This is a genomic window from Geodermatophilus sp. SYSU D01119 (assembly GCF_054049975.1).
The window spans coordinates 71849-97772 of record NZ_JBJGYL010000001.1 but is presented as its reverse complement, the minus strand read 5'-3'; the positions used below and the strand labels follow the sequence as shown (position 1 = coordinate 97772).

Annotated in this window: 30 protein-coding genes; 6 read left to right on the top strand and 24 right to left on the bottom strand. The window is 74.5% G+C overall.

Annotated features, from left to right (window positions below):
- Nucleotides 1-5: 5 nt before the first annotated feature.
- The 22 genes from fliN to ACI79X_RS00415 all read right to left on the bottom strand — a co-directional run bounded on the left by fliN (nucleotide 6) and on the right by ACI79X_RS00415 (nucleotide 18571).
- Nucleotides 6-758, bottom strand: coding sequence for a flagellar motor switch protein FliN (gene fliN / locus ACI79X_RS00520; RefSeq protein ID WP_457023462.1), 753 nt, complete (start codon nucleotides 756-758; stop codon nucleotides 6-8).
- Entirely contained in the window at nucleotides 755-1723 is a 969-nt protein-coding gene (locus tag ACI79X_RS00515) for a flagellar motor switch protein FliM (protein WP_457023461.1), read from the bottom strand. Before ACI79X_RS00515 ends, fliN begins: the two co-directional genes overlap by 4 nt.
- Nucleotides 1724-1850: 127 nt before the next feature.
- On the bottom strand, nucleotides 1851-2339 hold the full coding sequence (locus ACI79X_RS00510) for a flagellar basal body-associated FliL family protein (protein ID WP_457023460.1): 489 nt from the start codon (nucleotides 2337-2339) through the stop codon (nucleotides 1851-1853).
- A complete protein-coding gene (locus ACI79X_RS00505) occupies nucleotides 2336-3286 on the bottom strand; it encodes a flagellar motor protein MotB (RefSeq protein ID WP_457023459.1) in 951 nt (316 codons plus the stop codon). Before ACI79X_RS00505 ends, ACI79X_RS00510 begins: the two co-directional genes overlap by 4 nt.
- Before the next feature lie 19 nt (nucleotides 3287-3305).
- Complete coding sequence (locus ACI79X_RS00500) at nucleotides 3306-4076, bottom strand: motility protein A (protein WP_457023458.1); 771 nt, start codon at nucleotides 4074-4076, stop codon at nucleotides 3306-3308.
- 3 nt (nucleotides 4077-4079) lie between these two features.
- On the bottom strand, nucleotides 4080-4391 hold the full coding sequence (locus tag ACI79X_RS00495) for a flagellar FlbD family protein (protein WP_457023457.1): 312 nt from the start codon (nucleotides 4389-4391) through the stop codon (nucleotides 4080-4082).
- 400 nt (nucleotides 4392-4791) lie between these two features.
- Nucleotides 4792-6039, bottom strand: a complete 1248-nt coding sequence (locus ACI79X_RS00490; protein ID WP_457023456.1) for a flagellar hook protein FlgE — start codon at nucleotides 6037-6039, stop codon at nucleotides 4792-4794.
- A 43-nt stretch (nucleotides 6040-6082) separates the two neighbouring features.
- The gene (locus ACI79X_RS00485) at nucleotides 6083-6502 is read right to left on the bottom strand and encodes a flagellar hook assembly protein FlgD (protein WP_457023455.1); all 420 of its coding nucleotides are present in this window, start codon (nucleotides 6500-6502) and stop codon (nucleotides 6083-6085) included.
- A gap of 12 nt (nucleotides 6503-6514) precedes the next feature.
- Nucleotides 6515-7882 carry a flagellar hook-length control protein FliK gene (locus tag ACI79X_RS00480; protein WP_457023454.1) on the bottom strand — a complete coding sequence of 456 codons (1368 nt, stop codon included), beginning with the start codon at nucleotides 7880-7882 and terminating at the stop codon, nucleotides 6515-6517.
- Nucleotides 7879-8859 (bottom strand): NlpC/P60 family protein, encoded by a 981-nt coding sequence (locus tag ACI79X_RS00475; protein WP_457023453.1) that lies wholly within the window; start codon nucleotides 8857-8859, stop codon nucleotides 7879-7881. The genes ACI79X_RS00480 and ACI79X_RS00475 overlap by 4 nt, the downstream gene beginning before the upstream one ends.
- Before the next feature lie 32 nt (nucleotides 8860-8891).
- Nucleotides 8892-9338, bottom strand: a complete 447-nt coding sequence (locus tag ACI79X_RS00470; RefSeq protein WP_457023452.1) for a flagellar FliJ family protein — start codon at nucleotides 9336-9338, stop codon at nucleotides 8892-8894.
- Nucleotide 9339: 1 nt separating this feature from the next.
- Nucleotides 9340-10650, bottom strand: coding sequence for a FliI/YscN family ATPase (locus ACI79X_RS00465; RefSeq protein WP_457023451.1), 1311 nt, complete (start codon nucleotides 10648-10650; stop codon nucleotides 9340-9342).
- Nucleotides 10647-11471, bottom strand: coding sequence for a FliH/SctL family protein (locus ACI79X_RS00460; protein ID WP_457023450.1), 825 nt, complete (start codon nucleotides 11469-11471; stop codon nucleotides 10647-10649). The genes ACI79X_RS00465 and ACI79X_RS00460 overlap by 4 nt, the downstream gene beginning before the upstream one ends.
- Nucleotides 11455-12534 (bottom strand): flagellar motor switch protein FliG, encoded by a 1080-nt coding sequence (fliG, locus tag ACI79X_RS00455; protein WP_457023449.1) that lies wholly within the window; start codon nucleotides 12532-12534, stop codon nucleotides 11455-11457. The genes ACI79X_RS00460 and fliG overlap by 17 nt, the downstream gene beginning before the upstream one ends.
- Nucleotides 12531-14129, bottom strand: a complete 1599-nt coding sequence (gene fliF, locus ACI79X_RS00450; RefSeq protein ID WP_457023448.1) for a flagellar basal-body MS-ring/collar protein FliF — start codon at nucleotides 14127-14129, stop codon at nucleotides 12531-12533. The genes fliG and fliF overlap by 4 nt, the downstream gene beginning before the upstream one ends.
- Nucleotides 14129-14473 (bottom strand): flagellar hook-basal body complex protein FliE, encoded by a 345-nt coding sequence (fliE, locus tag ACI79X_RS00445; RefSeq protein ID WP_457023447.1) that lies wholly within the window; start codon nucleotides 14471-14473, stop codon nucleotides 14129-14131. The genes fliF and fliE overlap by 1 nt, the downstream gene beginning before the upstream one ends.
- Before the next feature lie 5 nt (nucleotides 14474-14478).
- Nucleotides 14479-14877 (bottom strand): flagellar basal body rod protein FlgC, encoded by a 399-nt coding sequence (gene flgC / locus ACI79X_RS00440; RefSeq protein WP_457023446.1) that lies wholly within the window; start codon nucleotides 14875-14877, stop codon nucleotides 14479-14481.
- Between the two features lies 1 nt (nucleotide 14878).
- Complete coding sequence (flgB, locus tag ACI79X_RS00435) at nucleotides 14879-15226, bottom strand: flagellar basal body rod protein FlgB (RefSeq protein ID WP_457023445.1); 348 nt, start codon at nucleotides 15224-15226, stop codon at nucleotides 14879-14881.
- Between the two features lie 360 nt (nucleotides 15227-15586).
- A complete protein-coding gene (locus ACI79X_RS00430; protein ID WP_457023444.1) occupies nucleotides 15587-15931 on the bottom strand; it encodes a hypothetical protein in 345 nt (114 codons plus the stop codon).
- Nucleotides 15928-16311, bottom strand: coding sequence for a flagellar export chaperone FliS (gene fliS, locus ACI79X_RS00425; protein ID WP_457023443.1), 384 nt, complete (start codon nucleotides 16309-16311; stop codon nucleotides 15928-15930). Before fliS ends, ACI79X_RS00430 begins: the two co-directional genes overlap by 4 nt.
- 43 nt (nucleotides 16312-16354) lie before the next feature.
- Nucleotides 16355-17683: a flagellar filament capping protein FliD gene (gene fliD / locus ACI79X_RS00420; protein ID WP_457023442.1), complete on the bottom strand. Its 1329-nt coding sequence runs from the start codon at nucleotides 17681-17683 to the stop codon at nucleotides 16355-16357.
- Between the two features lie 102 nt (nucleotides 17684-17785).
- Nucleotides 17786-18571 carry a flagellin N-terminal helical domain-containing protein gene (locus ACI79X_RS00415; protein WP_457023441.1) on the bottom strand — a complete coding sequence of 262 codons (786 nt, stop codon included), beginning with the start codon at nucleotides 18569-18571 and terminating at the stop codon, nucleotides 17786-17788.
- A gap of 395 nt (nucleotides 18572-18966) precedes the next feature.
- Here ACI79X_RS00415 and ACI79X_RS00410 point away from each other — a divergent pair, with 395 nt between their 5' ends.
- A complete protein-coding gene (locus tag ACI79X_RS00410; protein WP_457023440.1) occupies nucleotides 18967-20049 on the top strand; it encodes a glycosyltransferase family protein in 1083 nt (360 codons plus the stop codon).
- Nucleotides 20050-20184: 135 nt separating this feature from the next.
- On the opposite strand, the gene ACI79X_RS00405 is transcribed toward ACI79X_RS00410, so the two are convergent.
- Together ACI79X_RS00405 and ACI79X_RS00400 are read right to left on the bottom strand one after the other, a co-directional pair.
- Nucleotides 20185-21165, bottom strand: coding sequence for a hypothetical protein (locus ACI79X_RS00405; RefSeq protein ID WP_457023439.1), 981 nt, complete (start codon nucleotides 21163-21165; stop codon nucleotides 20185-20187).
- A gap of 28 nt (nucleotides 21166-21193) precedes the next feature.
- Complete coding sequence (locus ACI79X_RS00400) at nucleotides 21194-22057, bottom strand: sigma-70 family RNA polymerase sigma factor (protein WP_457023438.1); 864 nt, start codon at nucleotides 22055-22057, stop codon at nucleotides 21194-21196.
- 216 nt (nucleotides 22058-22273) lie between these two features.
- Here ACI79X_RS00400 and ACI79X_RS00395 point away from each other — a divergent pair, with 216 nt between their 5' ends.
- The 5 genes from ACI79X_RS00395 (at nucleotide 22274) to csrA (ending at nucleotide 25888) form a co-directional block, all read left to right on the top strand.
- A complete protein-coding gene (locus ACI79X_RS00395; RefSeq protein ID WP_336032804.1) occupies nucleotides 22274-22771 on the top strand; it encodes a flagellar protein FlgN in 498 nt (165 codons plus the stop codon).
- A complete protein-coding gene (flgK, locus tag ACI79X_RS00390) occupies nucleotides 22768-24186 on the top strand; it encodes a flagellar hook-associated protein FlgK (protein ID WP_457023437.1) in 1419 nt (472 codons plus the stop codon). Before ACI79X_RS00395 ends, flgK begins: the two co-directional genes overlap by 4 nt.
- A gap of 5 nt (nucleotides 24187-24191) precedes the next feature.
- Nucleotides 24192-25094 (top strand): flagellar hook-associated protein FlgL, encoded by a 903-nt coding sequence (gene flgL / locus ACI79X_RS00385; RefSeq protein ID WP_457023436.1) that lies wholly within the window; start codon nucleotides 24192-24194, stop codon nucleotides 25092-25094.
- Nucleotides 25091-25495: a flagellar assembly protein FliW gene (gene fliW, locus ACI79X_RS00380; protein ID WP_457023435.1), complete on the top strand. Its 405-nt coding sequence runs from the start codon at nucleotides 25091-25093 to the stop codon at nucleotides 25493-25495. Before flgL ends, fliW begins: the two co-directional genes overlap by 4 nt.
- 84 nt (nucleotides 25496-25579) lie before the next feature.
- Nucleotides 25580-25888 carry a carbon storage regulator CsrA gene (csrA, locus tag ACI79X_RS00375; RefSeq protein ID WP_457023434.1) on the top strand — a complete coding sequence of 103 codons (309 nt, stop codon included), beginning with the start codon at nucleotides 25580-25582 and terminating at the stop codon, nucleotides 25886-25888.
- The last annotated feature ends 36 nt before the right edge of the window (nucleotides 25889-25924 follow it).

Here is a 25924-nt window from a genome sequence, read left to right as displayed (position 1 = left end):
CCACGTCACGGGTGGGCCTGCCCGAGCTCCGCGGCGGCGTCGGTGACGATCTCGCTGATCCGCAGGCCGAAGTCCTCGTCGACGACGACGACCTCGCCGCGGGCGATGAGGGTGCCGTTGACCAGCAGGTCGGCCGGGGCGCTGGCCGCGCGGTCGAGCTCGATCACCTCGCCGGGGTGCAGCGAGAGCAGCTCCCCGACGGTCATCCGGGTGCGGCCGATCTCCACCGTGACCTCCATGGCCACGTGGCGGAGCAGATCGAGGCTGTTGCGGCGCGGGCGGGGGGCGGTCGGGAGCGTGACCTGCAGGGCCAGCGTCGCGACGTGCTCGGTGCCGGCGACCAGCGGGACCGCCACGAACATGCCCTTGTCGCGCAGGCCGTCGAGGGCGGTCACCGGGTCCTCGGTGCGCTCGGAGTCCACGCGCACCCGGCCGAGGGTGGCCGCGGCCGCCTCGAGCGCCGGGCGCAGCGCGGTGGCGACGTCCATCGGGCCGACGGGGGAGTTGTCCAGCGCCTCGACCACCTCGGCGGAGAGCACCAGGACGACGTCGCCGGTGATCTCGCCGGACAGCCGGGCGCTGACGGCCGCGGTGGCGGCCGGGGGGACCGGGACGGCGTCGGGGTCGGTGACCGCCGGGGCGGGCACCAGCTCGGTGCCGGCCGGGACGAGGGCGGCCGCGGCGGTGGCGGCCGCGACGACGACGGCGGTGATGGTCTCCGACGCCTGCTGGGCCTGGGAGTCGAGCGTGGCGGTCATGCGGGGTCCTTCCCTCCGGCGGGGGCGGGCACGATGGCGGCGGCCAGCCGGCGGCGGTGGTTGCTGGCGATGGCGTGGGCGAAGACGGCGTCGTTGGTGGTGACCTCGAGCGGCGCGTCGCGCGGGTGGCGCAGCAGCAGGACGTCGCCGACGGCGAGGGAGAGCAGGTCCTCCGAGGACACCTCGAGCGGGGAGAACCGGACGCTGACGTCGACCGGGACCAGCTCGATGCGGGCGGCGAGCAGCTCGGCGGCGCGCTGGCGGGTGCGCTGCGCGGACTCCGACAGCTGCGGGGAGGCCGCGTCGTCGAGGACCTGGTGGAAGGAGCTGAACGGCAGCACCAGCGAGGCGGCGCCGTCGCGGGCGCCGATCGACAGGGTGTAGCGGGCCACCATCACGGTGTCCGAGCCGGCGGCGGCCTGGGCCAGGGCGGGGTTGTACTCGATGCCGTCGACGACCGGCTGCAGCGGGGTGACGTTGGTGAAGGAGGCGGCGAGCTCCTGCAGCAGCCGGTCGAGCAGCGAGTGGATGATCGTCGTCTCCATCGCCGTCATCGGCCGCTCCGGCTGGTGGGCGGCGCCCGAGCCGCCGAGCATGTGGTCGACGGTGGCCATCGCGACGTCGAGCGGGTAGGCCAGCAGGCCCTTGCCGGCGAGCGGCTCGAGGGTGAACGTCGTCAGGAACGACGGGTCGGGCAGCGTGGCGACGTAGTCGTCGTAGGAGTGCTGCTCGATGCCGACGAGCTCCATCCGCGCGCCGGTGCGCAGCATCGTGGTCAGGACCGTCGTCGCCTGGCGGGCGAAGGCCTCCTGCGCGATCTGCAGCACGCGCACGTGCTCGCGGGACAGCTTGGTCGGGCGGCGGAAGTCGTAGGTGCGGGGAGCACCGCGCCGGCTGCGGCCGCCCACGGCCGGCGACTGCGGCCCGTGCCCGGCGGGCACGGTCGCGTTCTCGGGGCGGGTCACGGGTCCCTCATCGGCGGGCCCGGAACGCGAACTGACCGGCGGCGCGGGGCGCCGCCGGTCAGCCGGGGAGGATGTGGCGCGTGGTGCGCCGGGGGATCGCTGGGACGGGACGGGTGGGGTCAGCGCGTCACTGGGTGACGTACTCGGTCAGGTAGACGTGCATGACCATCGGGACGCCGTCCTCGGTGTAGGCCTCGATGATCTGGTGCTCCAGCGACTCCTTGAGCGCCTCGCGGGCGCCCACGACGTCGGCCGGCTGGGCCTGCGAGTAGGTGGAGATGATGAGGTCGAGGGCCTTGGAGCCGTCGACGCCGCCGCTGCCGTGGCCGCCGGCGGCGGCGTCCGCGGTGTACTCCAGCGTGATGCCGATCTTGAGGTAGCCGCCGCCGGCCAGGTTGACCGCGATCGGCTCCAGCGCGGTGTAGCCGCCGTGCACGGGCTCGGCCGCCTCGGCCTCGCCGCTGCCGGCGAAGAGGAAGAAGTAGGCGGCGGCGCCGAGGCCGACCAGCAGGACGGCGACGATGACGAGCAGCTTCTTCTTGCCGCCGCCCTTCGCCTCCTCGCCGTCCTCGGCGGCCTTGTCCTTGGCGGCCTTGTCCTTGGTCTTGGTGCTCACTCGTGCGTGCCTTCCTGTGCGGCCGGGGCGGCCGGGGCGTTCGGGACGGGGGCGGTCGGGGCGTCGTCGAGGCCGGGGAGGAGCTCTGCGGCCTCGGCGGAGGCGTCGGACAGCACGACGATGTCGACGCGGCGGTTGAGGGACAGGGCGTTCGGGTCCGACGCCGGGACCATCGGCCGGGTGTCGGAGTAGCCGGTGCCCGACAGCCGGCCCTGCGGCACGCCCTCGGCGGCCAGGTACCGGACGACGGTCGTGGCGCGGTAGGCCGACAGCTCCCAGTTCGACGGCCACGGCCCGCCCGGGGTCACCGGCAGCGAGTTGGCGTGGCCCTCGACGGTGAGGGAGTTGGGCAGTGCGGCCAGCGTCGGCGCGATGGCGTCGAGGATCTCGCGGCCGGCGGGCTGCAGCGTCGCCTCCTCGGGGCCGAACAGGACCGGGTCGGACACGATGTGCACGACCAGGCCGCGCTCGTCGATCTCGTACTGCGCGGTGCCGGCCCGCCCGGCGGCGGCCAGCGCCGCGTCGATGGCATCGCGGGCGGCGGCCAGCTCGTCGTACTCGGCCCGGGCCTCCGCGGCGACGCGGGCGGCCTCCTGCGCGGCGGCCTCCGCGGCGGCGGTGTCGACGTCGGACTCCGCGGCCGGGGCCGGCGGGATCTGCACGTCGACGGCGGCGTCGAGGGCGTCGAGGACCTGTGCGTCGGAGTTGGTGCCGGCGCTGCTCAGCGCGGTGACCGGGGCACCGAACGCCTCCGACAGGCCGCTGGCCAGCGCGGCGAACTTCTCCTTGTCCACCTGGCTCATCGCGAAGAGGACGACGAAGAGGACCAGGAGCAGGGTCATCATGTCCGCGTAGGACACGAGCCACCGCTCGTGGTTCTCGTGCTCCTCGTGGTCGGCGTGCTTCTTGCGGCGCTTGCCGCCGTGGCCGTGGCCGCCGGCGCTCATGCCGACGCCCCGGGGGAGGTCACGCCGCCTCCTTGGCGGCCTCGCTCGGCGGGATGAGCGCGCTGAGCTTGAGCCGGACGGCGCGCGGGCTGGTGCCGGCCTGGATCTCGGAGATGCCCTCGACGAGCAGCTCCATCTGGGCGGCCTGCAGCTCGCTGACGCGCAGGATCTTCGCGCCCATCGGCAGGAACCAGAAGTTGGCGGCCATGACGCCCCACAGGGTCGCGACGAACGCTGCGGCGATCATCGGGCCGAGGGCCTCGGGGTTGCTCAGGTTCCCCATGACGTTCATCAGGCCGACGATGCAGCCGACGATGCCGATGGTCGGGGCGTAGCCGCCCATGGTGTTCATGAACTTGGCGGCGACCTTGTCCTCCGCCTTCTTGGCGGCGATCTCGCTCTCGAGGACGGCGCGCAGCTCCTCGGGGTCGGTGCCGTCGATGCCCATCTGGAGGCCGCGCTTGAGGAACGGGTCCTCGATGGCCTTGACCTGGGCCTCCAGCGCGAGCAGGCCCTCCTTGCGGGCCTTCTCGGCGAGGCTGACCAGGGTCTGGATCTGCTCGGCGGCCGGCGGCACCTTGGCCGGCATGAGGGCGAGCTTGAACCAGCCGCCCATCTTGCCGAGGTCGGCCATCGTCTGGCCGGACATGGCCGCGCCGAAGGTGGCGACGATGACCAGGATGATCGCGGGCAGGAAGATCAGGGAGGTCGGGTCGGCGCCCTCCATGACCATGAAGGCCAGCAGCGCGACCAGCGAGATGACGAAGCCGATGAGGGTGGACGGGTCCATGGGTCAGCGCTCCTCGCGGGCCGGGAAGGGGACGACGGAGGCACGCGGGGCGTCGTCGGCCGGGTGCGCGGGGGAGACGGGGGAGGGCCCGGTCGAGGTGGTGCGGTAGGTGCCGCGGTCCATCGCGTAGGCGGTGGCGAGGATGCTGGCCCGGTACTCGCGGATCTCGTCGAGCACCTCGTCGACGCCCTCGCGGACGATGTACTTGGTGCCGTCGACGAGGAACACGACGGTGTCGGGGTGACCCTCGACCCGCTCGATGAGGTCGGGGTTGAGCGCGAAGTGCTCCCCGTTCAGGCGCGTCACACGGATCACGGGTGGGTCCTTCTGCTCGTTCGGGGAGGGGAGAGCAGCCGCGGCGGTGCGGACTGCCGGCTGCAGGGACCATCGGCCCTGCGCGGGGACTGCTTGAGCCGAACCCGGCCCGCCGCATCACCCCGGAGGGTGACCCGGCACCGCGTCCCCGCACGTCACAGGCGTCCCGCCGCCGTCCGGCGGAGGAGGGAAGCCTTCTGCGCGGGAGGCGACCGAAGGAGCCGATGGCGCTACGAAGGCGACGAGGACCGCCGTCCGCGGGCGGGAGGCGGGACGGGGCACGACGGGAGCGGCCCGGCACCCCGGGGAACGGGTGCCGGGCCGCCGCGACGTGCTGGAACGGCCTCTCCGCAGGGCCCCGCGCCGAGGTCCCGAGGCGTGGGGGCGGAGAGGTCCTTCATCAGCGCTTGAGGTTGACCAGGTCCTGGAGGATCTCGTCGGAGCTGGTGATGACGCGGCTGTTCGCCTGGAAGCCGCGCTGGGCGACGATCAGGCCGGTGAACTCCTCGGCGAGGTCCACGTTCGACATCTCCAGCGCGCCGGCGGTCAGCGAGCCGCGGCCGCCGGTGCCGGCCTCGCCGATGACGGCCTGGCCGGAGTTGTCGCCCACCCGGTAGCTCGTGTTGCCGGCCTTCGACAGGCCGCTGGGGTTGGCGAAGGTGGCCATGGCGAGCTTGCCGATCGGCTCGCGCAGGCTGTTGGAGTAGACGCCCATGATCGTGCCGTCGCCGCTGAGGGAGATCGACTGCAGCGTGCCCATGGCGTTGCCGTCGACGCCGCTGGGGGTCAGCGCCGTCTTGCCGCCGAACTGGGTCATCCCGCCGAGGTCCACGCGGATGCCGGCCGCGGGCCAGTTCAGGTCGGTGGCCGGGAAGGTGAGCTGCAGCGTCGTGCCGCTGGTGGGCAGGCCGGTCGCCGGGCTGAACGACAGCGTCTGGGCCGCGCCGATGTTCGTCCCGTTCTCGCTGGCCTGCACCGACCAGTCGGTGTCGTTGAGCTTGGTGAACACCAGCGCGATCGGGTGCGCGGTGCCCAGCGAGTCGTAGGCGGTGATCTGGCTCTGCACCTGCGTCGCCTCGACGACCGGCGGGCCGGCCGAGTAGGGCACCGACGACGTCGACAGGTTGCCGCCGATCTTGCCGGTGGACGTCGGCTCGGGGTTCATGACCTGGCCGAACGGGATGGTCAGCGGGCCGATCGCGCCGTTGGCGTTGACCGTGCCGTTCTGCGCCATCCAGCCCTGCAGCAGCGCGCCGTCGGGTGTGACGAGGTTGCCGGCGCCGTCGTAGTCGAAGGACCCGGCGCGGGTGAACAGCGTCTCGTTGCCGGCCTGGGTGACGAAGAAGCCGTCGCCGCTGATCATGAAGTCGGTCGAGCGGCCGGTGTTCTGGGTCGAGCCCTGGCCGAAGTTGGTGGTGATGCCGGCGACCTTGACGCCGAGGCCGACCTGCGCCGGGTTGGTGCCGCCGGTCTCACCGGTGACGGGGGCCGAGCCGTTGCGGATGACCTGGGACAGGGTGTCCTCGAAGACGGTCTGGGAGCTCTTGAAGCCGACCGTGTTGACGTTGGCGATGTTGTTGCCGGTCACGTCGAGCTTGGTCTGGTGGGCGCGGAGGCCGGAGATGGCCGAGAACATCGAGCGAAGCACGGGGAGGTCCTCTCGGGAGGGGGGAGAGCGGGGGATGGGCCGGTCAGGCCGGCACGGAGATCTCGGTGAGGCGGCCGAAGGGGACCTCCTGGCCCCCGACGACGGCGGTCGGCTCGTCGTCGCCGAAGCGGACCGAGGAGACCGTCCCGGTCTGCGTGGTGCCGTCCTCGGCGGTCCAGCTGACCGCGTGCCCGACGAGCGCGCCGGCCGACAGCGAGCGCTGCAGGGACAGCAGCGAGGCGTTCTGGCTCGCGATCTCCGAGAGCTTCTCGACCTGCGTGAACGTCGCCGTCTGCGACATGAACTCGGTCGTGCTCGTGGGGTTGCTGGGGTCCTGGTAGCGCATCTGGGCGACCAGCAGCTGCAGGAACGTGTCCTTGCCCATCTGGTCCTTGCGGTCCACGGACGTCGACGCACCGTACGTGGCGGGGCTCGAGCCCACGCCGCCCACGGGATCGGTCATCGTCGGCTCCTCTCAGGCCCGGACGTCGAGGGAGCTCGACGTGGGGGAGTCGGTGGCGGCAGCCGGTCGGCTCCCGTCGGGGTCGGTGCGCAGCCAGGGGCGGCCGGCGTCCTCGCCGGGGCCCTGCCCGCGGCCTTGCCGCTCGCCGCGCTCCTGGGCCTGCTGCTGGGCCTGCTGCCAGCCGGCCTGCGCCTGGGACTGGCCCGAGCCGGCCTGCTCGCGGTCGACCTGCACCTTCGAGCAGGTGAGCCCGGAGGCCTCGAGGTCGCGGCGCAGGTCGGGCAGGGCGTCGAGCAGCGCGGCGCGGCCCGCGTCGGAGGCGCCGCGCAGGCTGAGGTCGACGGTGCCGTTGTGCACCGTCACCCGGACCTCGACCGGACCGAGCGTCTCGGGCGTGAGCACCAGCGTCATCGTGTGCGCGCCGTCCGGCCGGGCGGCCAGCGTGGCGACGGTGGGGGCGAGCTGGGCGGCGACCGGCGGGGCGGGGGCCTCGGCGCGGGCCGCCGCGACCGGCGCGACGACGGCCGGTGCGGGCGCCGGTGCGGCGCTCGGGGCGGCCGGCGCGGCCGACGTGGTCTCGCCCGGGCGGGCGTGCGGGTCGCCGCCGCCGGGGCCGGTGCCCGCGTCCCCGCCTCCCGGGGCGACCGGGAGGGCGGGGACGGCCGGGCCGGCGGCGGCGGCGGGCAGGGCGGTGGCCGGTGCGGCGTCGTCGGCAGCGGCGGCATCGGCGGTGACGACGACGAGGCCCGCGGGCAGCACGGCGGCGAGAGCGGCCGGGACGGCGGCAGCGGCCGGGGCGGCCGGGCCGGCCGCCCCGGGGGACGGGACGGCGGGGGCGGCCGGTGTCGCGGCGGACGGCGCGGCCGGGAGGGCGGGGACCTCGGCCGGCACGGCGCCGGGCGCGACGGCACCGGGGAGTGCGCCGGGGAGGACTGCACCGGGGACGACGCCACCGGGGAGTGCGCCGGGCAGGGCGGCGTCCGGGGCGGCGGCCGTGACGTGGCCGGGAGCGGTCGCCGGCACGCCCAGCGCCAGCGCGAGCGCCCAGCCGGCGGGGAGGCCGGCCACCGGGACGCCGGGCGCCGGGTCGGCGGCGGCCGCGTCCGCGGCGGCGTCGTCGGTCCCCTCCTCGGCGGGGGTGCCGTCGGCGGGCTCGCGGTCGGGCCGGCCGCGGTCGACGGGACCGCGGCGGACCGGGCCGCGGTCCTCACCCCGATCGACGGGGCCCCGGTCGACCGGGCCGCGGGCCACGGGGCCGCGGCCGCCGACCGCGCTGTCGAGCGCGGAGGCGAAGTCCGCGCCCGACGACGGGCCGGCCGGGGCGGCGGAGGGCTGGCGCGCCGCCGCGGGCAGGGCGGCGGTCAGGGCAGGAGCGGTCATGAGTAGGCCTCCGCGGCGCTGGTGACCTTGCGGACGTAGGACTGGGTCTCCGCGTACGGCGGGATGCCGCCGTACCGGCTCACCGTCCCGGGCCCGGCGTTGTAGGCGGCCAGCGCGAGGTCGGTGGAGCCGAAGCGGTCGGTGAGCTGGCGCAGGTAGCGGGCCGCGCCGTCGATGGACGACGCCGGGTCCGACGCGTTGACGCCGAGGCCGGCGGCGGTCGCCGGCATGAACTGCATGAGGCCGGTGGCGCCGGCGGAGGAGACCGCGGAGGAGTCGAAGCCGGACTCCACCTCGGCCACCCCGGCGAGCAGCGCCGGGTCGACGCCGTGGCGGGCGCCGGCGGCGGTGAACAGGTCGGCGTACGGGACGCCGGCGAGACCGGCGCCGGACACCGCACCCGCGGGGGCCGCGGCGGCGGGCGCGGGCAGCACGCGGCGGATGACCGACGGCGAGCCGACGTCCTGCACCTGCACGGCCTGGCCGGCCTGCGGCGCGGCGATCATCTTCCCGTTGCCGATGTAGATGCCGACGTGGTCGATGCCCGGCCGCGACGACGAGTGGTCGAAGAAGACGAGGTCGCCGGGCCGCGCCTCGGCGAGGCCGGCGACGGCGGTGCCGGCGGTCGCCTGCTGGGAGCTGGTGCGCGGCAGGTCGATGCCGAGGTCGGCGTACACCCGCTGCACGAGGCCCGAGCAGTCCAGGCCCACCGACGGGTCGGTGCCGCCCCACGCGTAGGGGACGCCGAGGTAGCGCTGGGCGGCGGCGACCACCTGTGACTCCAGGCCGCTGCCGGCGGTCGCCGTCGTCCCGGTGGTGGCGGCGGCGGAGGTGCCGGTGAGGCCTGCGGCGGAGGCGGCGGAGGCCCACTGGGAGGACAGGGCGGCCGACGTCGAGGTCGGGGACGCCGAGGCGAGGGTGAGGATCCGGTTCTGGATCTCGGCGATGCGGCTGTGCACCGCGGTCAGACCGTCCACGGTCCCTCCTCCCTGCTCGTCGTGCCCGGTCGTCAGTCGTCGTGCCCGGTCGTGGTGCGCACCGAGTGCCGGCGCGTCACCAGGTCGTCGACCGCGCGCTCCTCGGCGGCGGCCTCGGCGGCCCGCAGCGCCAGGAGGTGCCGCTCGCGCAGCTTCTCCAGCGCCCGGGTCTCCTGGGCGGCGGCGGTCCAGCGCTGCCGGAGCAGCTCCGCCTGCTCGGCCGAGGCCTGCGCCGTCGACCGTGCAGCAGCTACATCGGCAGCCGCGGCGGCCGATGCGACCATCGCGGCGAGGAAGACCGGTGCGGGCGCCGAGGCGGGCGGCACCCGGCCGGCCAGGGCCGCCGCCTGCTCCTCGGCGCGGCGGGCGGCCTCGCGGGCGGCGGCGCCGGCCTCGGCAGCCGCGCGGGAGGCCGCCTCCTCGGCAGCGGCGCGCATCCGCAGGACCGGCTCGAGGCGGAAGGCCGCGCGCTTGCCCACGTCAGGCCGCGGTCACGAGCCGGTGCAGCATCGCCCAGGCGTCGTCGGGGGAGGTGCTGTCCTCCAGCGCCTGGCGCAGGAAGGCGTCGATCGCGGGGGAGAGCAGCCGGGCGCGGTCGACCAGCGGGTCGCTGCCGGCCTGGTAGGCGCCGATCTCCACGAGCTCCTTGACGTCGCGCAGCGCGCCCATGAGGCGGCGCATCTCCCGGGCGTCGGTCATCCGGGCCGGCGCGGTGACCGCCCCGGCCACGCGGGAGATCGACTCGAGCACGTCGATCGCGGGGAAGTGGCCGGCGGTGGCGAGCCTGCGGGTGAGCACGACGTGCCCGTCGAGGATCGAGCGGGCGGTGTCGGCGATGGGCTCGTTGTGGTCGTCGCCCTCGACGAGCACGGTGTAGAGGCCGGTGATCGACCCGGTCGCGCCGGGGCCGGCCTTCTCCAGCAGCCGCGGCATCATCGCGAACACGCTCGGCGGGTAGCCGCGCGTGGCGGGGGGCTCGCCCGCGGACAGGCCGACCTCGCGCTGGGCCATCGCCGTGCGGGTGATCGAGTCCATGAGCAGCAGGACGTCGCGGCCCTGGTCGCGGAAGCCCTCGGCGATGCGCGTGGCCACGAACGCGGCCTTGAGGCGCACCAGCGGCGGCTCGTCGGAGGTGGCCACGACGACGACGGTGCGCGCCATGCCCTCGGGCCCGAGGTTCTCCTCGAGGAACTCCTTGACCTCGCGGCCGCGCTCGCCGATCAGCCCGATGACCCGGACGTCGGCCTCGGTGCCGCGGGTGATCTGCGCGAGCAGGGTCGACTTCCCGACGCCGGAGCCGGCGAAGATGCCCAGTCGCTGGCCCTTGCCGACCGGCACGAGGGTGTCCAGCGCGCGGACGCCGACCGGCAGCGGCTCCTCGACCCGGCGGCGCGAGAGCGCGTGCGGGGTCTCGCTGGCGAGGTCGACCCAGTCCAGGTCGCCGGACCTGCCGGCGCCGAGCGGGCCGTGCCCGTCGACCGGGCGGCCCAGGCCGTCGAGCACCCGGCCGAGCAGCGCCTCGCCGACGGGCACCTGCAGCGGCATGCCGGTGGTGCGCACCGGCGCGCCGGCGTGCACGCCGGAGATCTCGCCCAGCGGCATGCAGGTCAGCCGGTCGCGGGAGACGGCGACGACCTCGGCGAGCAGGCCGGAGCCGACCTCGACCAGGTCGCCGACGGCCCCGACGACGCCCTCGACGGTGAGCGTGAGCCCCATGGCGCCGACGACGGAGCCGGTGAGCTGGGGGCGGGCGGCCAGCCGCGCCCGCTCGACCAGCGCGGCGACGCTCACGCGGGACCGCCGCCGGAGAGGACCGCCCGCACCCGGGCCAGTGCCGTCGACAGCTGCGCGTCCACGCGGCGCGGCCCGCACTCGGCGACGGCACCGGCGCGCTCGACGGCGTCGTCGCCGACGACCGTGACCGACGGCGGGAGGGCGGCGAGCGCGTGCGGCGGGACCTCGGCGAGGTCGTCGGGGTGCAGCCGGACCACCGCGGGGGCGTCGGCGGGCAGGAGGGTGAGCGCGCGGCGCATGGCGTCGACGCCGGCGGTGGTGGTGGCCGACAGCTCGCGGCCGAGCAGCTCCTCGACCAGGGTCAGCACGCCGTCGACCAGGGTGTCGCGGACGTCGTCGGCGGTGGGCACCGCGGCGGCGTCGAGGGCGGCGACGGCGGCACCGAGCGCCGCCGTCGCCGAGGCCATCCGGCGCTCCCACCGGGCCTGGACGTCGGCCAGCCGCGCGGCGGCCTCGGCCTCGGCCTGCGCGACGACGTCGGCGGCCGCGGCGACGCCGGCGGCGTGTCCGGCCCCGTAGCCCTCGTCGTGCGCGAACGCGCGCAGCCGGGCGAGCTCCTCGGCGTAGACGTCGCCGAGCCGCAGCACGCCGCGGCCGTTGGGCACCGGCACGTCGGCGGCGCGCCGGGGCGCCTGCCGCCGCTCGACCACGACCTCGGGGGCGGTGGCGACGACGGGGGAGGGGCCGGCCGGTTGCGGGGGGGCCGACCGGGGACGCGGCGGGACCGTGGTCCCCGCGACCGAGCGGTACGGGGCCGCCGCGCTGGCCGAGGCCCCGCGCAGCAGCACCGACTCGCGTCGCTCAGGCGACGAACTCATCGTCCCCGCCACGCGAGATGGTCAGCACGCCCTGCTCCTCGAGCGTGCGGATGACCGCGACGATCTTGCCCTGGGCCTCCTCGACCGTGCGGGCGCGGACCGGGCCGAGCAGCTCGATCTCCTCGGCGAGGTTCTCGGCGGCGCGCTCGGAGAGGTTCCGCACGACCTTGTCCCGCACGTCGGGGCGCACGCCCTTGAGCGCGGTGGCCAGGTCGTTGGCCTCGACCTCGCGCAGCACCAGCTGCATCGAGCGGTCGTCGATGGTGGTGATGTCCTCGAAGACGAACATCTGCGCGCGCACCTGCTCGGCCAGCTCGGGGTCGGAGCTGTCGAGCCACTCGAGGATCGAGCGCTCGGTGGGCCGCGGCGAGCGGTTGATGATCTCGACGAGGGTCTCGACGCCGCCGACGGTGGACATGTCCTGGTGGGCGAGCAGCGAGCCCATGCGCCGGCCCAGCTCCTCCTCGACCAGGCGCACCATCTCCGGGGAGGTGCGGTCCATCGTGGCGATGCGGTGGGCCACCTCGGCCTGCTGCTCGGGGGAGAAACCCGACAGCACCTCGGCCGACTGCGCGGCCGACAGGTGGGCGAGCACCAGCGCGATGACCTGCGGGTGCTCGTCCTTGAGGAAGGTGACCAGCTGGCGGACGTCGGCGTTGCGCAGCGAGGCGAACGGGACCTCGGTGTAGACGACGTTGAGCCGGGCGAGGATGCCCTCGGCCTTGTCCTCGCCGAGGCCCGCCGCGAGGATCTCGCGGGCGAAGTCGACGCCGCCGCGGCCGACGAAGCGCTGGGCGTTCATCAGCTGGTGGAACTCGGTGAGGACGCCGTCGACGTCCTCGGGCTCCACCGACCCGAGCTTCATGATCTCGCGGGTGAGCGCCTCGACCTCGCGGGGGCGCAGCTTCGACAGCAGCAGGCCGGCCTCGTCCTTGCTCATCTGGGCGAGGAAGACCGCGGCTTTGCGCAGGCCCGGCAGCTCCGGGCGGGAGGGCTTGGCCGGCAGGGCGGGCAGGTTGGTCCCGCCCGCGCCCACCAGCGGCTCGACACTGGCCAGCGTCACTTCACGTCACTCAGCCAACCGCGCAGCATCTGCGCCACCTCGTCGGGTCGTTCGCTGACCATGGTCGAGATCTCCCCTCGTACGCGCTGGCGCTCGGCGGCCTCCAGCTCCAGGGCCCGGTTGTCCAGGACGGCGGTGTCGTCGCGGGAGCTGGCGACGCGCAGGCGCTCCAGCTCGGCCATCAGGCCGTCGTCGAGCTCGAGCGGCTCGTCGTCCTCGTCCTCCTCGTCGTCGCGGCCGCGGCGCGAGCGCAGCCAGACGACGAGCACGAGGAGGGCGATGCCGAGCGCGATGCCGCCGGTCTTGATGAGCGACCACATCTGCGCCTGCTGCTCGGCCTCGCGGGCCGCCGTCATCTCGGCGGCCGCGGCGTCGGCGGCGCTGGTGTCGAACTGCAGCGAGGCGACGCTGATCGCGTCACCGCGGGCCTGGTCGAGGCCGACGGCGTTGCCGACGAGGTTCTGGATCTGCGCGGTGTTGAGGCCGCCGGCCACCGTGTCGTTCAGGACGACGGCGACGGTGAGCCGGTTGACCTCGCCGGGCGCGGTCACGGTGTTCTCGACGGTCTGGCCGACGGCGTTGTTGGCCGTGGTGCTCTCGGTCGAGTAGGTGGAGTTGCCGCCGCCGGTGCCGTTCGCGGCGTCGGCGGTGTTCTCCGGGCCCAGGACGCCGCCGACCGCGGTGCCGTCGCCGGTGTACTGCTCGGTGGAGGTCTGCTCGCTGATCGGCGGCGTGCCCTCGGTGTACTGGTAGCTGGTCGCGGTGCTGTCGCGCTGCGACATGTCCAGGTCGGCGCGCACGGAGACGCGGGCGTTGCCGCGGCCGAGGACGGTGTCGAGGATCGACTGGGCGTTGGCGGCCAGCCGGGTCTCGTAGTCGGTCTCCATCTGGGAGCGCGCGTCGCCGGAGGCGGCGGTGACGCCCTGGCCGGCGGCCGAGAGCAGGTTGCCCGTCGAGTCGCTGACGGTGACCTGCTCGGGGGCCATGCCCTCGATGCTGGAGGAGACCAGGTTGGTGATCGACTGGATCTGCTCGCCCGAGAGGTCGGTGCCTGGCTTGAGGTCCAGCAGCACCGAGGCGGTCGGCTCGCCCTCGTCGGAGGCGAACACCTCGTCCTCGGGCAGCGCGACGTGCACGACCGCGGTCTGCACGCCGTCGAGCGCCTCGAGGGTGTTGGCCAGCTCGCCCTCGATGGCGCGCTGGTACTGCACCTGCTGCTGGAACTCGCTGGTGGTGATGCCCTGCTCGTCGAGCAGCGCGTAGCCGGTGTCCGAGCCGGCGGGCAGGCCCTGGCCGCTCATCCGCAGGCGCAGGTCGTAGACCTGGTCGTTGGCGACCATGATCGTCCCGCCGCCGTCGGCGAGCTCGTAGGCGACGCCGGCGGCGTTGAGCTCGTCGACGATCGCCGAGGCGTCGGTCGAGGCCAGGTTGGAGAACAGCGGCGCCATGGTCGGCGTCGTGATCCAGCGGTAGAAGAAGAAGCCGCCGAGCGCCAGCCCGGCGACCAGCAGGCCGATGACGACCTTCTGGCCCAGGCTGATCGTGGCGAGGGTGCTGCGCACCTTCGCCAGCGGCCCCGCCAGTGCGGCAGGCATCAGACCGGCATCCTCATGATCTCGGTGAAGGCCTCAACGGCCTTGTTCTTGATCGTCACGACCATCTCGGTGGCCACGGAGGCCTCCTGGGCGGCGATCATGTAGTCGTGCACGTCGCGCAGGTCGCCGGTGGCGGCCTGCACGGCGAGGGCGTCCTTGTTCGACTGCAGGCTCCCGAGCTCGTCGAGCGCGCCGGTGAGGGCCGCGGCGAAGCCGTCGGCCGAGGCCTGGGTCGCAGCCTGCGGGGCCTGCGCCGCCTGCGAGGCCTGGGCGGCCTCGACGCCGGAGAGGGCGCCGAAGGCGGGGAACGTGGGCAGCGAGACGCCGCCGATGGGGGAGGTCATGCGGGTCAGCCCTTCCCGAGCTGGAGCGCGGCCTGGTAGGCGTTGGTCGCCCGCTCCAGGGCCGCGAGGTTCGCCTGGTAGCCGCGCTGGGCCATGATCATCTGGGTCATCTGGTCGCCGAGGTCGATGTCCGGGTAGCGGACGTAGCCCTCGTCGTCGGCCAGCGGGTGGTCGGGCTCGTACACGAGCCGGCCCTCGGCGTCGCCGAACTCGGCGCGGGCGACGCGCACGCCGCCCTCGCCGGAGCCGTAGTCGACGGCCTGGGCGACGACCATGCGCTCGCGGAAGGCCTCGCCGTCGGTCGAGCTGACCGTGTTGATGTTCGCGATGTTGTCCGAGACGGCGTCCAGCCAGCGGCGGTGGACCGACAGTCCGGACCCGGAGATGTCGAGGCCGTCGAACACGTCAGGCCGTCCGGAGGGCCGTGCGCAGGCCGTTGTACTTGCCCTCGAGGGCGGTCAGCGCGAACTGGTAGCGCAGGCCGGTCTCGGTGGCGATGACGGTCTCGCTGTCGAGGTTCACGTTGTTGCCGTCCTCGCGGGTGGGCTCGAGCGAGCGGGCGATGGAGCCGCCGGAGACGGTCGGCGTCCTCCCCTGGCGCAGCTCGGTGCGCAGCGAGGACTCGAAGTCCGTGCGGCCGGCGAGGAAGCCGGGCGTCTGGACGTTCGCGATGTTGTCCGCGGTCACGCGCTGGCGCTGCGCCAGGCCGGTCAGCGCCGCGTGCAGCGTGGTCATGGTGACGTCGCTGATCATCGGGCGGACCGCCGGCGGGCAGGGCGGCAGGACACGAGGTGCCTCCGGGTACGTCGGGGGAGCCCGCGCGCGTGCGCGAGGGCGGGGCCGCCGATCCGTGGCGAGAGCAGTGCTGTCCGTGCAGGGGCGTCATCGGCAGCGGACCGTGACACCTTGACCACCGTGCGTGGCGCGGGTGACGGGTGTGACGCGGGGAGCGGACGGGCCGGACGAGCAGGACGAGGGCGGCGCCGCCTCCCGGGTCGCCGTCCGCGCGCGGAAGGCGACTCCTGGCCCGGGGACGACGACGGCCGGGCCCGCCGTGAGGCGGACCCGGCCGTGTCGGGTGCTGTGGGGTGCGGCCGGTGCGGGGACCGGCGCTCAGAGGGCCCGGTCGACGAACGCGGCCACCGGGCGGGGCCGGTAGGCCATCCGGGCGGCGACGTCGCGCTGGCGCTGGGACTGGGTGATCCGCTCGACGAGTTCCTCGGCGACGGCGAGCTGGTGCTGCAGCAGCCGGGCCGCGCGCTCGCGGAGGTCGAGGGGCAGCGGGCCGAGCATCGAGGGCGGCGTCCAGTCCTCCATGCGCCGGCCCCACGCGGCGATCTCCTCGGCGCGGTTACCGCGGATGGAGCGCTCGGCGTCGAGGACCTCGCCCTCCATCTCCTCGAGGACCTGCGCCCACTCGGCGCGCCGGTCCTCGTCCGAGGAGCGCGCGGCGGTCATGCGGTGCCCGCCAGGCTCGCGGCGGCCTGCCGCCAGGCGTCGCGCAGCGGCTCGACGACCTTGCGGCAGGACTCGACGCGGTTGCGGTCGCCCTTGACGTTGGCCGTGGTCAGCTCGGTGATCAGCCAGGCGTAGAGGGAGGCCAGGCGCGGGCCGCCCTCCCAGGCCTCGACCTTGAGGCTGCTGCGCAGCTCGAAGACGATGTCCTGGGCGTGCCGGAGCTGCTCGCCGGCAGCGTGCCGGTCGCCGGCGGCGAGGGCCTGGGAGGCCCGCTCGAGGTCCAGCGCGAGCCGGTCGTAGAGCATGACGAGCAGCTGCTGCGGGGAGGCGGTGGTGACCGAGTCACCCACGTAGCGGGCGCGCAGGGCGGCGGCACTCATGGCGTCTCCTGGTTCCGGGAGTCGGGGTGGTTGCGGGGGAGGGTCAGGAGGACGAGCTGGGCAGGCTCTTGAGCTGCGAGGCCAACCAGGAGGCCTGGTTCTGCAGCGAGCTCAGCGCCGTCTCCATGGCGGTGAACTGCTTGGTGAGCGCGGTGCGGCGCAACTCGAGGCGGAGATCCCACGCCTCGATGCGGTCCTGCAGGTCGGCGGCCGCGTCGTCGCTGCTCTTGGCCTTCAGGACGAGGGAGCCCTTGACGCTGTCGCCGGCCTCCTTGACGACGGCGAGCAGCCGCTGGGCGACGCCCGGGACGGCGGTCGTGCCGGTGCCGCTGCCGTGGGCGATCGCCTGGGCGCGCGCGGGGTCGGCGGCGAGGGCCTTCTCGAACTGCGTCGAGTCGAAGGTCAGGTTGCCGTAGCGGTCGAGCTCGATGCCGACCTCGGAGGCGGAGGTACCGGCCCCGATCGCCCGGCCGACGGACTCGAGGACCTTGGTGGCCAGGCCCCGCAGGGTGCTGTCGCCCTTGAGGACGGCGGTGCTGCCGGTGGCCGTGCTCGTGCTGCTCTTGATGCTGTTCAGCACGTCGTTCGCGGCGGTGACCAGCTTCTGCACCGCGGCCGAGACGGCCTTCGGGTCGCTGGCCACGTCGACGGTGACGGCGTCCGTCGAGACCTTGCTGACGGTGAGCGTCACGCCCGGCACCAGGTCGGTGAAGGTGTTGGTGGCCGACGTCGCCGAGAAGTCGAGGCTGCCGGTGCCGCCGATGGTGACCTTCGCGTCGGCGCCCTCGTTGACGACACCGGTGGCGAGGCCGGAGACGGTGAACCGGCCGTCCTGGCCGGAGGCGGTGGCGGTCAGCTGGAGGCGCTGTCCGGCCTCGCTGTTGACGATGCTCGCGGTCACGCCCGTGCCCGCGGTGGCGTTGATCTTCTTCACGGCGTCGGCGAGCGTCGTGCCGGCCGGGACGGTCACCGCGACGGCCGCGGTGTCGCCGTCGGCGTCCCCGATGGTGAGCGTGAGGTCGTTCGTCGAGTCCCAGGCGCCGGTGGTGGCCACGGAGTGGCGGGCGGCGAGCCGGTCGACGGTGAAGGTGGTGCTGCCGGCCGACGCGCCGGCGGAGGCGGTGGCGACGACGGAGGTCGAGCTGCTGGTCGCGGTGGCCGCGCCCCAGGTGGTGGCCTTCCCGAGCGCCTCGGCGGCGGTGCGCAGCGCGTCGAACTTCGTGTTGACGGCGCGGTAGGCCTTGGCGTCGTCCTGGGCCGCGGTGAGCTTCTTCTTGAGCAGCGTCTGGGAGTTCGCGTCGACCGCGATGAGCGAGTCGATGAGGCTGCCGGTGTCCAGGCCGGAGACCAGACCGGTGGTGACGCTGACCAAGACGGTGCCTCCGGGACGGGTGGGGTCAGGGCTGGATGTGCCGGTGAGGGGGGTGGCCCGAGGCCACCCCCCTCACCGGGTGGAGCTGGTGGTGCGGATGGATCAGCGCAGCAGCTGCAGGATGCCCTGCGACGCCTGGTTCGCCTGGGCCAGCATCGCGGTCCCGGCCTGCGTGAGGATCTGGGTCCGGGAGAAGTTGGTCATCTCCTGGGCCATGTCCGTGTCGCGGATGCGCGACTCAGCAGCGGTCAGGTTCTCGACGGTGACGTTCAGGTTGTTGATGGTGTGCTCGAACCGGTTCTGCAGAGCACCCAGCGCGGCACGGTCCTCGGAGACGTCCGTGATGATCGCCTGGACCGCGTCGCTGCCGCCGCTCGCCTGCAGGCTGCTGACGTCGGTGCTGGCGGACAGGTCCACCGAGATGGTGTCGGTGCTGGCGTAGCCGACCTGGAAGGAGGCACCGGAGGCGCCACCGAACAGGGCGACACCGTTGAACTTGGTGTTGTCCTGGATCCGGCCGATCTCCTCCTTCAGCGCGTCGAACTCGGCCGTGATGGCGGCCTTCGAGTCGTCGTTCTGGGTGCCGTTGGCGTACTGCACCGACAGGTCGTTCATGCGCTGGAGCATCGAGGTGACCTCGGTGAGGGCACCTTCCGCCGTCTGCACGACCGAGATGCCGTCCTGCGCGTTGCGGACGGCGACCTTGAGGCCACCGATCTGCGAGCGCAGGCCCTCGGAGATGGCCAGGCCGGCCGCGTCGTCGGCGGCGCGGTTGATCCGGTAGCCCGAGGAGAGCTTCTCGAGGGACTTGCCCATCTGCGTGTCGGTGACCGAGAGGTTCCGGTACGCGTTGAAGGCGGCGATGTTGTTGTTGACGCTGAGACCCATGGTGATCCTCCTTGGACGGGGTCTTCCTGGACCCGCTGGCATCCGTGCTGGCGGGTGTTGCACAGGGGTTGTCGGCGGGGGAGCGGCCCGGCTTGACCCGAATCCGCCGGTTTTTCCGCCGGACTCCCCCCGGCGGGTCGGCGCGTGGACGGGACGGGTGGTGCGGCCGGGGCGTCTGGGGGCCGGGAGGACGCGCCGCAGCGGGCGACGGCGTGTCCGCGGGCGGGGGACGGGGCGGGGCGCCGGCCGGTGCGATCGTGGCCGGCACAGCGGGCGACGGCCGGCCTCCCGGCGCGCCCCGACCCTCCCCGTCCGCAGCCGGCGAGCGCTCCGCTCCCGGCCGGCGGTGCGACCGCGTCCCGGGGACCGCCCGGCGCAGTGAGGACGTCCGCGTCATGAAGATCCTGCTCAGCCACACCCTGTTCCGGGGCTCGCTGTACTACCGCATCAGCGAGCCGGCCCGGGCGGTCGCCGAGGCCGGCCTCGGCCTGGAGACCGAGGTGGTCCGCGGCCTGACCACCACGATGGTGCAGCGGCCCGGCTCCGCCACGCTGTCCGTCGGGGACGTGGACGCCCGCGACGCCGACGTCGTCGTCCTCCAGCTGCCCAAGACGACGGCGATGCTCGAGTGCCTGCGGATGCTGCAGTCCCGGGGCGTGGCCGTCGTCGTGGAGATGGACGACCTGCTCTCGGCCGTGCCCTTCGGCCACCGCGGGCACGCGGCGCTGGTGCGCAGCGGTGTCGACAAGATCGCGGCGCAGTGCGCCCGGGAGGCCGACTTCGTCACGGTCTCCACCCCGGCCCTGCTGCAGGAGTACGCGCCGCACGGCCGCGGCATGGTCGTGCCCAACGCCATCACGCCCCGGGTCATGCAGCTGCCGCCGGCCTACGAGCGCGAGCCCGAGGTGCTCACCGTCGGCTGGACCGGGTCGACGGCGTCGCACCCCTACGACCTGCAGGTGATGGAGTCCGGGCTGCAGCAGGCCCTGGACCGCACCGCCGGCCGCAGCCGCTTCACCGTGTTCGGTCAGGCCACCGACGCCCGCGGGCTGCTGCGGCTGGCCGAGGACCCGGACACGATCCCGTTCGTCCAGGACGTCGACGGCTACCTGGCCACGGTGGGGGAGCGCTTCGACATCGGCGTGGCCCCGCTGCGCATCGACCGGTTCAACACCAGCAAGAGCTGGCTCAAGGTCATGGAGTACGCCGCCCGCGGCGTGTACGCGGTCCGCTCCCCGAGCGCGGAGTACGAGCGCCTGGGCCTCGGCATGCGCGCCAAGCGGCCCCGTGACTGGGCCAACCACCTGGTCAGGGGCATCGAGGACGCCGACTTCCGCCGGGAGGTGGCCGAGCGCGACCGCGAGGCGGTGCGGGCGCGCCACCTCACCGACCACACCGTCGAGCTGTGGGCGTCGGCGTGGCGGCAGGCCCGCGACCACCGCAGCCGCGCCGGCCGGCAGGTGCTGGCCGTCTCCTGACGAGCGCACGTCCCGAGGGGGCGGTCCCCGGCGCACCGGGGACCGCCCCCTCGTCGTCATCCGGGGCCCGGACGACGACGACCCGGTGCGCCTCCCGCGGGGGAGGCACACCGGGACGTGGCCGCGGTGCGCCGGTCAGGCCGCCCGGCGGCGGCCGATCAGGGTGGCGACCTGGTCGTGGAGGTCGTCGCGCTCGGCCAGGACGCCGCGGCGGTAGTCGGCCTGGGCGGCCCAGGCGGCGGCCGGGTCGGCCTGGACGGCGGCCACCCGGCGGGCGAGCTCGCCGGAGGTGACGTCGCGGTCGTCGAAGCGGAACAGGTCCGGCAGGGGGAAGTCCTCGGCGAAGGCGCCGGCGCCCTTGCGGCGGACGAAGACGACCGCGCCGCTGGCCGCGGCCTCGCGGGGCAGCCGGTCCTTGCCGGGCAGGTGGCCGAAGTCGACGTAGACACGGGTGCCGCGGAGCAGTTCGACGATCTGCGCCTTCGTCATCCCCTGGATCGGTGCGGGCCGGTGCTCGGGGTGCTGGGAGAAGAACGCCGACGACAGGTCCGCGCCCTTGACCGGGTTGTAGGCGATCACCGCCGACGGATTGGGCCCGGTGGGCACGTGGTCGGTGAACTCCGGCGTCGTGTAGTCCGCGAGCGGCGTGCTCGTGCGGATGCCCTGCCGCTGCAGGAAGTCCTGGGCGTAGGCGCTCTGGTGCCAGTGGCGCACCGTCGTCGCCGAGAACAGCGCACGCCGGGTGAACTCGTCGGTGACGACGAAGAGGTTGTCGACCGACAGCCACCACACCGCCACGCTGGCGCCGCGGAAGACGCCGAAGTGCCCGGCGTGCACCTCCGGCAGCACGATCAGGTGCTGCTTGCGCATGACCGCGCCCCGGCTGACCACCGGGTCGTAGCGGCGGAACGCCTCCAGGCTCGGGTTCACCGTCGGCGGGCGGTAGGTCATCCGCCCGTTCTCCATGCCGAGGTGGGAGTCGTTGCCCACGTAGACGATGTCGCTGGGCATGCCCTGCGCGTTGAGCGCCTGGCTCGCCTGGTGGATCGCCTCGGGCCCGCCGGTGGGCTCCGTGGGGCAGAAGAAGGACACGCGCTTGATCGAGCGCAGGCTCATGGGGGTCCTCTCGGGGGAGCGGTGCGGCTCAGGCGGGGCGGGCCGCGCCGTAGGCCGCCTGCCAGCCCGCGCGGGGGCGGGGGATGGGCGGGGCGGTGCGCTCGGCCGGGGCGCGGCCGGCCACCCGGTCGACGTAGAGGCGCTGCTGGTTGCGGGCGCGCACGCCGCCGTCGGCGGGCACGGCGCGGCCCTCCCACACCTCGCTCATCGCCGCGTGCAGCAGGGTCAGCGCGCGGGCGCGCATCTGCGAGACGCGGGAGAGGGTGACGCCGAGGTCGGCGGCGATGTCGGTGAGCGACTCCCCGCCGAAGAAGTTCCGCTCGACGACCTCGTCGAGACGGTCGGGGAGGGCCCGGATGGCGTCCTGCAGGTAGCGGGCGCGCTCGCCGCGCAGCACCGCGCGCTCGGGGGACTCGCCCGGGTCGGGCAGGTCGAGCGTGCCGCCCTCGCTGCCGGTCTCGGCGTCGATGCTGACCATGACGGCGCGGTGCACGTCGACCTGCAGCGCCTCGAGGTCCTCGCGCCGCACGCCCAGGCTCTCGGCGAGCTCCTCGCGCGTGGGCGGGCGGCCCAGCCGGATGGTCAGCGCGTCGGCGGCGGCGTCGCTGCGGCGGGCCGCGGCCCGCACCGAGCGGCTGGCCCAGTCGCCCGAGCGCAGCTCGTCGAGGACGGCGCCCTGCAGCCGGGGCAGCGCGTAGGTGGCGAAGGTGGCGCCGGCCGACGGGTCGAACCGGCGGGCCACCTCCACCAGCGCCACCTTGGCGCAGGAGAGGAGGTCCTCCCGGCTGACGTGGCCGGGCAGGGAGATGCGGGAGGCCACCGCGTTGACCGCGAAGGAGCACAGCGGCAGGTGCTCGGTGACGATCGCCTCGACCTCGGACTCCGGTCGCACGGACTCGGGGCGCACGCCCTCGGGCCGCACGGCGGCGGGGGGCAACGGGGAGCGGGCAGCTGGCACGGTCCCTCTCTCGGCAGGGACCGCCCTGCTGAGGACGCACAACTCCTGCCAATCCTGGGAACTCGGCTTGAGGGGCTGTCGCCCGCTGCCGACGGTCTGACCGCGAGAGCGCGGACGGCGGGGACCCCCGCCGGGACACGAGGGAAGGCGGTGGCGGACGTGGACTTCCAGCACCTGTCGACGCTGCTGTGGCGCGAGCAGGAGCTGCTCGACCTGCTGCTGTTCAAGGCGGAGGAGAAGCAGTACCTGATCCTGTCGGGCAAGACGCGCTGGCTGGCGCGCATCGCCCACGAGATCGAGGTCGTGCTCGACCAGCTGCGCACCCTCGAGGTCGAGCGGGCCGCCGCCACCGAGGCGCTGGCCGTGCGGCTGGGCACCGGGGTCAACCCGTCGCTGCGCCAGCTCGCCGACGCCGCCCCGGCGCCGTGGAACGACCTGCTGGCCAAGCACCACGAGGCCCTGCTGGTCCTCGTCACCGACCTGCGCAGCCTCTCCGACGCCAACCGCGAGCTGATCGAGGGCGGCCTGTCCGCGATCGGCGACGCGCTGCTGTCGGTGCGCCAGCAGCCCTCCGCCGGCACCTACGGCGCCACCGGGCGCTCGGAGCACGGGGCCACCCGCGCGGTCACCCTGGACGGAGCACTGTGAGCACCTTCTCTGGCCTCAACACCGCGTCGACGGCGCTGTGGGCCGCGCAGCGCGGCCTCGACGTCACCGGTCAGAACATCGCCAACGTCAACACCGCCGGCTACTCCCGCCAGCGCGTCGAGCAGTCGGCCCGGGGCGGCACCGCCGTCCCCGCGGTGCACTCGGTGAGCACCGCCGTCGACGGCGGCGTGGACTCCGAGCAGGTGCGCCGTGTCCGCGACGCGCTGCTGGAGGCCCGCGGCCACCTGGAGACGTCCAAGACCGCCCAGCTGGCCGCCGAGAGCGCCGCGCTGTCCGGGGTCGAGGACGCCTTCCGCGAGCCCGGCGACAGCGGCATCCAGAGCATGCTCGCCGACGTCTGGTCGAGCCTGTCGGAGCTGTCCACCCGGCCCACCACCCTCGCCTCGCGCAGCCAGGTGCTCGAGCGCCTCGACACGCTCGCCGACGGCGTGCGCACCACCCGCGCCTCGCTCGACCAGCAGTGGGACCAGACCCGCGACGGTGTCTCCGCGCTGGTCACCGAGGTCAACACCTCGGCCGCCTCGATCGCCGAGCTCAACGTCGCGATCCGGCAGGCCACCCTGTCCGGGCTGCCGACCAACGAGCTCGCCGACCGCCGCGACGCGCTGGTCGTCAAGCTGTCCGAGGCCGTCGGCGCGGTCGCCGTCCCGCGGGCCGACGGCGTCGTCGACGTGACCGTCGGCGGCACCGCGCTGGTCGCCGGCGGCGAGGCGATCGCCGTCCGGCTGGCCGGGTCGACCGGCCCCGACGGCGTCGGGACCGACGCGCCGCGGCTGGAGACCGCCCCGGGCGGCACGACGCTGCGCCCCGGCGGCACGGCGGCCGGCCAGCTCACCGCGCTCACCTCCACGATCCCCGCGTACCGCGGCCGGATCGACGAGTTCGCCCGGTCGCTGGCCTCGACCTTCAACACCGCGCACGCGGCCGGGTTCGACAGCACCGGCGCGCCCGGCGGCGTGCTGTTCGACGACGGCGCGGGCGGCACCGCCGTCACCGCCGCGAACCTGACGCTGCGGCTGACCGACCCCACGCGGTTCGCCGCCTCGGGCACCGACCCGGCCACCGTCGGCGGCGCCGTCGCCGCCGACGGCAGGAACGCCGACGCGATGTTCAAGCTGAGCCTGAAGACGGACGGCCTCGACGCCGGCTACCGCGAGCTGGTGGTCGCCCTCGGGGTGCAGTCCTCGGTGGCCACCCGTGACCTGGAGGTCCAGCAGGTGGTGTCGGCCCAGGTCGACGCCGCCCGCGAGTCGGTGTCGGGGGTCAACCTCGACGAGGAGATGACCAACATGCTCTCGTTCCAGCACGCCTACAGCGCCGCGGCGCGCATGGTGAGCGCCATCGACCAGGCGCTGGACACGCTCATCAACCGCACCGGTCTCGTGGGGCGGTGACCTGAGTGCGCATCACGCAGCGCGCCGTCGCCCAGACGGCGCTCCAGGGCCTCAACCGCAACCTCGCCGAGGTCGGCCGGCTCAACCAGCAGCTCACCTCCGGCAAGCTCGTCAGCAAGCCGTCGGACTCGCCGACCGGCGTCAACCGGGCGATGCAGATCCGGCAGGACCAGGCCGCGACCGTCCAGTACGCGCGCAACGTCTCCGACGCGCAGGGCCGGCTGGAGACCACCGACTCCGCGCTGAGCACCGTCATCGAGCAGGTCCGCCGGGTGCAGACGCTCACCCTGCGCGCCGCCAACGACGGCGCCATGAGCGAGAGCAGCCGCACGGCGATCGCCACCGAGATGCGCTCGATCCGCGAGAGCCTCATCGGGGTCGCCAACACGACGATCGACGGCCAGCCGGTCTTCGGCGGCGTCACCACCGGCGCCCTGGCCTACAACGCCGACGGCAGCTACGCCGGCGTCGGCGGCACGGCCGCCGTCCCGGTGGTGCCGCAGATGCGCCGCATCTCCGCGAACGAGGAGGTGCGCGTCGACGTCACGGGGCCGGAGGCCTTCGGCGACCCGGCCGGCGGCGACCTCTTCGCCCTGGTCGCCGCGATCGCCGACGACGTGGAGGGGAACACCGGCGCCGTCCCGGGGCACATCGCCTCGCTCGACGGCGCGATGGACCGCCTGCTCAACGCGATCTCCGGCGTCGGCGCCCGCGCCACCCGGATCGAGACCGCCGCCCAGGTCAACACCGACCGCCAGCTGCAGCTCAAGGGCCAGCTCGCCGGCGTCGAGGACATCGACCTGCCGAAGACGATCATGGAGCTCAACATGGTCCAGACCGGCTACCAGGCGGCGCTGTCGGCGACGGCGAAGATCATCCAGCCGACGCTCGTGGACTTCCTCGCATGACGCTCGCCCCGGTCGTCACCCTGCCGCTGCTGGGCATGGTGGCCCCCCTGCCCGGCTTCCCCGACTTCCGTGACTACGTGCTCGTCACGGCCGACGGGGACGGCCTGCTGTTCTGGCTGCAGTCGATGGACGCCGACGGTCCGCGGTTCCTGGCCATCCCCCCGGCCCGGTACTTCCCGGACTACGCACCCGCCCTGCCCCGGCAGGTGCTCGCCGACCTCGACCTCGACGACGCCGCCGACGCCACGCTGCTGGCGCTGGTGACCGTCCCGGCGGAGGGCGTGGCGCACGCGACGGCGAACCTCCGCGCGCCGGTCGTGCTCAACCCGGCGAACTGGCGGGCCACGCAGGTGCTGCTGCCCGACAGCCGTCATCCGATCCGGCGTCCCCTGCGCCGATAGGAAGAGGGAGCGGCACCGCCGTTCCGACACCCGCCCCCGGCGGGTACGCCACGGAGGCCAACACACACCCATGGAGGGGTACCCGTGCTCACTCTCACCCGCAGCGTCGGCGAGACGATCCGCATCGGCGACGACATCGAGGTCCACGTCGTCGAGGTCCGGGGCGGCACCGTCCGCCTCGGCTTCAAGGCCCCGCGCGAGGTGACCATCCACCGCGAGGAGGTCTACCGGCAGATCGCCGAGGCCAACCTGCTCGCCGCGCAGGTCACCGCCGACACGCTGGGCGCGCTCGCCGCCTTCGCGCCGACCCCCGGAGCCGCCTCGGGCGCCGCCGCCGGCGCCCCCGAGGACCCGGCCGCGCGCACCGCCCCGCCGGAGGCGCGCGGGCGCTGAACGACTCGCACGGACGGCGGGTCCGCGTCTCGGCAA